Raw genomic sequence first — 5,755 nt, 5'->3', positions numbered from 1 at the left:
TACGGCGAGCGACCGGACCCGACGCGCATGCATCCAGGCACTCAGCACCGCGTCCACGTCCACGATCGCGTCCGCCGACGGCACCGCCCCTGGCGGTGCCACCTCGAAGCACGGGACTCCAGCACCGCGCCACGCGTCGAGACCGGCGACGTCGCTGAGGTGGAGCACCGCCCAGCCCGGGGCGAGCAGGTCGTCGAGCTTCCTCCGCACGCCGTCGGGGCCGAGGACGTACGGCTGCACGAGCATCCGCCCCACGATCCTGTCGCGACGTCCGCGTGGCGCCAGGAGCCCGGTCGAGTAGGACGTCATGGGCAGCCATCGCGCGGCCCTCACGAACTGGCCCAACCGGGGCGTCCGCATGACCGCACGCAGCAGCGGGTCGCGCACCCGGGTCACCGCCTGACGCCGCTCGGTGATGATCCGGCCCACGCTCACCGCCGCGGTGGTCAGTCGGCGCACGTGCGGCATGCGCTCGGCCTCGTAGGTGTCGAGGACGGAGTCCGGCAGCTCGCCCCGGATGACGGCGTCGAGCTTCCAGCACAGGTTGTTGACGTCGCGCACGCCCGAGGCCATGCCCTGGCCGATCCACGGCGGCATCACGTGGGCCGCGTCGCCCGCCAGGAACACCCGGCCGGTGCGCCAGCGGGCCGCAAAGCGGACGTGGTGGGAGTAGACCACCGCGCGCAGGACCTCGACGTGCTCCGCGGTGATCCCTTGGCCCTCCAGCAGTCGGCGAACGGCGGGCTCGGTGACCAGCGCGCGCTCGTCGTCTTCGGGCAGCACCGGGAACTCCCACCGGTGGTGCCCCAACGGCGTCGGGCAGTCGACGGCCGGCCGTTCGGGGTTGCAGTGGAAGCGCAGGCGGTCGACCTCGGGCCACTCGGTGAGGACCTTGGTGTCGATGACGACCCACTTGTCCTCGTACGTGCGTCCCTCGAAGCCGACGCCGAGCTGGCTGCGGGTGGTGCTCGATCCGCCGTCCGCCGCGATCACGTAGCTCGCCCGTGAGCGGCTGAACGAGTCAGCGACGGTGTCGCGGAGTTCCAGCTCGACCCCGGCGGCGTCCTGGGCGTGCCGTACGACCTCGGTGGCGAGGCGTACCTCGACGCCCGGGTAGCGCTCCACTCCCCTGCGCAGCTCGGTCTCGAGGGCCGGCTGGTAGATGAACGCCTGCACCGGGTGGCCGTTCCCCCGGGTCTGCGGCACCAGGTCGAGGAAGGAGCGCCGGCGCTCGTCGACGAAGTCGATCCGCCTGCCCACCAGCATGTCCTCGACCAGACGGTCGGCCAGGCCGGTGCGCTGCCAGACCCGCAGCACCTCCTCGTCGGTGGAGATCGCGCGTGCCCGGGTGTACACGTCCGCGTCGCGCTCGGCGACGAGGACGGAGAGCCCCCGTGCCCCGAGCAGGTTGGCGGCGGTGACACCGACGGGGCCGTACCCGATGATCGCGACGTCGTAGTCGTTCGCGCGGGCGAGAGCGCCCACCTCAGCGCTCCCCACTGATCGCGGGGACGCGGATCTCCTGCTGGCGCAGGGAGGCGACGGCCCTGCGGAACTGGCTCATCTTGGTGATCACGTTCTCCCCCACCGGCGTGTGCCCCCAGATCGAGATCCCCTGGTACGTCGTCGGCTCCCACGTCGACTCGAGCTCGGGGGTCACCACGACCGGGTTCCAACCGACCTCGAGCTCGAAGCCCGAGGGTGTGACGCAGTAGTAGGACAGCTCGCGGTCGTTGGTGTGCTGGCCGACGCTCCACTGCATGACGAAGCCCTGGGACCTGACCCGTTCGTAGCTGGCGAGCAGGTCCTCGAGGCTGCCGACCTGGATGTTCATGTGCTGGATCGAGGTGCGGATCGGGTCGATCGGGAGGCCCTGCACGTTCGCGACCGCCACGCTGTGGTGCCGGGAGTCGGTCCGCAGGAAGCGGATCTTCAGCTTCTGGCCCGAGACGTTCTCGTCGATGAAGTCGCTGAGCCGGGCGTCGAACACGTAGTCGTAGTAGCGCTGCAACCCGACGGGATCCTTGGTGGTGATCGCCAGGTGCCCCATGCCGCAGGCGTTCCCACCCTGCTGCTCCCCCGAGGTGATCCAGGCCCCGTTGAGCATGCGCAGCGGCGCCGCCGTGCGCACGGGCCGCGTGAACAGCTCCGTCGTGATCCCCTTCGGACCGGGGAAGCGCCACAGCCGCTCCACCCCCCGCAGCGCGGACTCCTCGGGCGTTCCCTCGGTGACCGGCACACCCCGGTCACGCACCCGCGCGAGGACCCGCTCGAACGTCTCGTGGTCGTCGACCTGCCAGCCCGCCGCCACGAGGTCCTCGGCGGACCCGCGCTGGATGAGGAAGCGGCTGGCGTGGTCGTCGAGACGGAAACGCATCACGTCACGGGAGAGCCGGTCGACGTGCAGGCCCACCGCGTCGGCGCCGAACCGGTGCCAGTCGACGAAGCGCTCCGACTCGACCACGACGTACCCCAGGTGGACCGACCCGAAGACCGACCCGGGCACGGCACCAGTCACGACGCGCTCCCCCGCAGGAAGTCTGTGACGAGGCTGGCGAAGAGCTCCGGCCTCTCGTACTGGAACCAGTGCCCCACTCCCGAGGCGAGGTAGACGTCGCAGTTGCGCATGGCACGACCCAGCGCCGGGCCGCCCGATGGACGGTTGACCTTGTCGTCGAGCCCCCACAGGACCAGCGTCGGGACCTCGCACCGCTTGAGCCGCTTGTCACGGGTGAAGTCCATCCGGAGCATGGTCTTGAGGGCGTCGGGCCCGCTCGGGCGACGCAGGGGCGGGTCAGCCACGACCTCGGGGTCGATGCTGGAGGCGTAGCGCAGGTCGATGATCTCGTCGGGCACCTCGATGCCGTCGGCGACCAGGTAGTGGCGGATGAACTCCGCGACCTTCTCCCGGGACGGCCCGTCGCCGCCGTAGTAGCCGAGCAGCTTGGTCAGTCCCTCGGTGGGAACGGCTCGGGTGGTGCCGACGCCTCCGGGGCCCATGAGCACGAGCCGGTCAACCCGGTCGGGCCGGTCGAGGGCCAGACGCAGTGCGGCGGCGCCGCCGTACGAGTTGCCGACGAGGTGCGCCCGCTCCAGGTCGAGGGCGTCGAGGAGGCCGCGCACGGCGAGCGCGAGGTCCCCGAACGGGTCCGCCCGGTCGATGCCCTTCGTCGATCGGCCGTACCCGGGCAGGTCCGGGACGATGACGCGGTGACCTGCCGCGACCAGAGGATCGATGTTGCGCGCGAAGTTGGACATGCCGGTCGCGCCGGGGCCTCCGCCGTGCAGCATCACCACCGGCGTTCCCTCACCGATCGAGGTGACGAAGAGCTCGCGCCCCCCGACGTCGGTCATGGTCTCGGTGACGGTCATCGGTTCTCCTGGCTGGTGGGGACGCCCCTGAGAAGGGCGACGAGTGCGGTGGTGTCGTGCGGGAGGCTGTCACCGCGCCACACGACGTGGGTGTCGGCGCGTACGAGCAGCAGGGCGTGCCGGAAGGCGGGTTCCGGCGGTCTCGGGACGTCGACCACGACGAGCGGCAGCCCGCTCCCTGCCAGGCCGGACACGTCCACGGCCGGGTCGAGGCGCAGGAGCGTGTACCGGGGCCCGAGCAGGTCCAGGACGCTGGTGCCGTCGACCGTGAAGTGCGGCAGCCGGCAGCCGGGGACGGTGGAGGGGGTGAACGAGCCCATGTCGTAGGCGGGTGCCTGCTCGCCGTCGGCGACGATGATCGGCGAGGCCTCGTAGTAGTAGCCGAAGTTCAGACCCTCGGGAGACATCTGCGGCACGTTGATCTCGAAGAGGCGGCGCCCCAGACGTCTGCGCAGCGCGCGCCCCAGGAGACCTCGGGACGAGAGCACCCTGGGGGCCGAACGCTCCGACATGGCGGCCGCGTTCTCCTCGAGCTTCGCCATCGCGAACCGCGACACCTGCTCGGTGATCGGGAGACGCTCCGCCTCGTAGGCGTCGATGATGCCGGGGTCCGCCCAGCCCTCGAGGACCGCGCTGAGCAGCCAGGAGAGGTTCACCGCGTCGGCGATCCCGGCGTTCATGCCGTAGCCCGCGAACGGCACCCACAGGTGCGCCGCGTCGCCCGCGAGGAAGACCCGGCCGTCGCGGAACCGAGACGCCACCAGGCGCCGCCCGACCCAGTCCTCGTGCTTGAGGACCTCGTAGGCGAAGTCGGGGCCCACCCCGAGCACGTCGCGCAGCGACTGGTCGGCGTCGAGGGCCTCGAAGTCGGTCTCACCGGTGGGCAGTGCCCGGTGCACCAGCCAGAGGTCCTCGCCGTCGATGGCGACCACGTTGCCGCGCGCCTGGTGGTTGACCACCCAGGTCATCCATGCGGGCCGCCGGTCGCCGAACAGGGCACGGATGCCGGACGAGCGGACCAGCGTGGTGCGGGTGCGCGCGATCTCCGCGTCTCCGGCGAGTCGTACGCCCATCGCCTTGCGCACCCGGCTCGCTCCACCGTCGCAACCGACCAAGTAGGCGGCCTGCAGGTCGAAGGACCGGTCCTCGTCGAGATCGCGGCAGCGCACCGTCACCCCGTCGGCGTCCTGCGCGTGGCCGGTCACCTCGGTCCGCGCGAGGAACCGGACGTTGGGCAGCGACAGCAGCTTGGCACGCAGGATCGGCTCCAGCCACAGCTGGCTCTCTCGGACCATCGGCTCGGGCGTGGGCCAGTGGTCGTCGTGGAAGCCGGAGCGTGGGCGCTCGGCGCGCGAGGGCATGGTGATCCGGGTCAACTCGGGGCCGCTGAGGCTCGTCGCGTACACCGTGTCGGTCGGGTAGTCGTCGGGAAGCCCGGCGGCGCGGACCTCCTCGGCGATGCCGAAGCGCCGGAAGGTCTCCATGGTGCGCGAGGCAATCGTGTTGCACTTCGCGTCCGGCGGGTCGTCTGCGGCGCGCGCCTCCACGACGACCACGTCGACGCCGCGCAGGGCCGCGTCGATGGCCAGGCAGGTGCCGACGGGACCGGCCCCGGCCACCACGATCTGAGTGTCAGTCATGCGTGTGATCTCCCCTCCGAGAAACTTGATGGAATCATCAGATGAATGTGATGACTTCGTCAAGAGGCGGCTCGTAGAGTGACCCCGACCAGATCCCCAGGAGGTGGACGTGAGCGCCCAGACGTACGAAGCGCCGCTGACGGGTCGCCGCGCGCGGACCCACCAGGCGCTCATCGGCGCCGCCCAGGCACTCATCTCGGAGCAGCGGACCGCGGTCAGCATCCAGGAGATCACCGACCGCGCCGGGGTCGGATTCGGCTCGTTCTACAACTTCTTCCCGACCAAGGAGGCCCTCTTCGAGGCCGCCGTACGCGCCACGGTCGAGGGCTACGCAACCCTGCTCGACGGACTCGTGGCCCCGATCGAGGACCCGGCCGAGGTCTTCGCGGCGAGCTTCCGGCTCACCGGGCGGCTCCAGCGCCGGATGCCCGAGCAGGTCCGCGTGCTGCTGCACACCGGGGTGTCGATCCTCGTGCGGGACGAGGGTCTGGCACCACGGGCCAGACGCGATCTCGCCAACGGCGTCGCGGCCGGTCGTTTCGACCTCGAGGACGTCGAACTCGGCCTCATGGCCGTCGGCGGCGCCCTGCTCGGGCTGCTGCAGCTGCTCGACTCACACCCCGAGCTCGACGACGCCGACGTCTCCGACCGGTTCGACGAGCGGATGCTGCGTCCGGTCGGCATGTCCGCCGAGGACGCCCGCGACGTCTGCGCACGACCGCTTCCCGAGCTTCCGGAGCTCG

At 71.1% G+C, this 5,755-nt stretch carries 5 protein-coding genes; 1 reads left to right on the top strand and 4 read right to left on the bottom strand.

The window, feature by feature from the left end:
* The 4 genes from ACI379_RS15890 to ACI379_RS15875 form a co-directional block, all read right to left on the bottom strand.
* A partial coding sequence (locus ACI379_RS15890) for a bifunctional 3-(3-hydroxy-phenyl)propionate/3-hydroxycinnamic acid hydroxylase (protein WP_439793089.1) occupies positions 1–1,485 on the bottom strand: 1,485 nt, incomplete at its 3' end.
* Between the two features lies 1 nt (position 1,486).
* Entirely contained in the window at positions 1,487–2,518 is a 1,032-nt protein-coding gene (locus ACI379_RS15885) for a VOC family protein (RefSeq protein ID WP_439793088.1), read from the bottom strand.
* Positions 2,515–3,372, bottom strand: a complete 858-nt coding sequence (locus ACI379_RS15880) for an alpha/beta fold hydrolase (protein WP_439793087.1) — start codon at positions 3,370–3,372, stop codon at positions 2,515–2,517. The genes ACI379_RS15885 and ACI379_RS15880 overlap by 4 nt, the downstream gene beginning before the upstream one ends.
* On the bottom strand, positions 3,369–5,012 hold the full coding sequence (locus ACI379_RS15875; RefSeq protein WP_439793086.1) for an FAD-dependent monooxygenase: 1,644 nt from the start codon (positions 5,010–5,012) through the stop codon (positions 3,369–3,371). Before ACI379_RS15875 ends, ACI379_RS15880 begins: the two co-directional genes overlap by 4 nt.
* A 109-nt stretch (positions 5,013–5,121) precedes the next feature.
* On the opposite strand from ACI379_RS15875, the gene ACI379_RS15870 reads away from it, so the two are divergent.
* A partial coding sequence (locus tag ACI379_RS15870; RefSeq protein WP_439793085.1) for a TetR/AcrR family transcriptional regulator occupies positions 5,122–5,755 on the top strand: 634 nt, incomplete at its 3' end.

This window comes from Nocardioides sp., assembly GCF_051876515.1.
Lineage (GTDB): Bacteria > Actinomycetota > Actinomycetes > Propionibacteriales > Nocardioidaceae > Nocardioides.
This window is presented reverse-complemented; position numbering and strand designations above follow the sequence as displayed.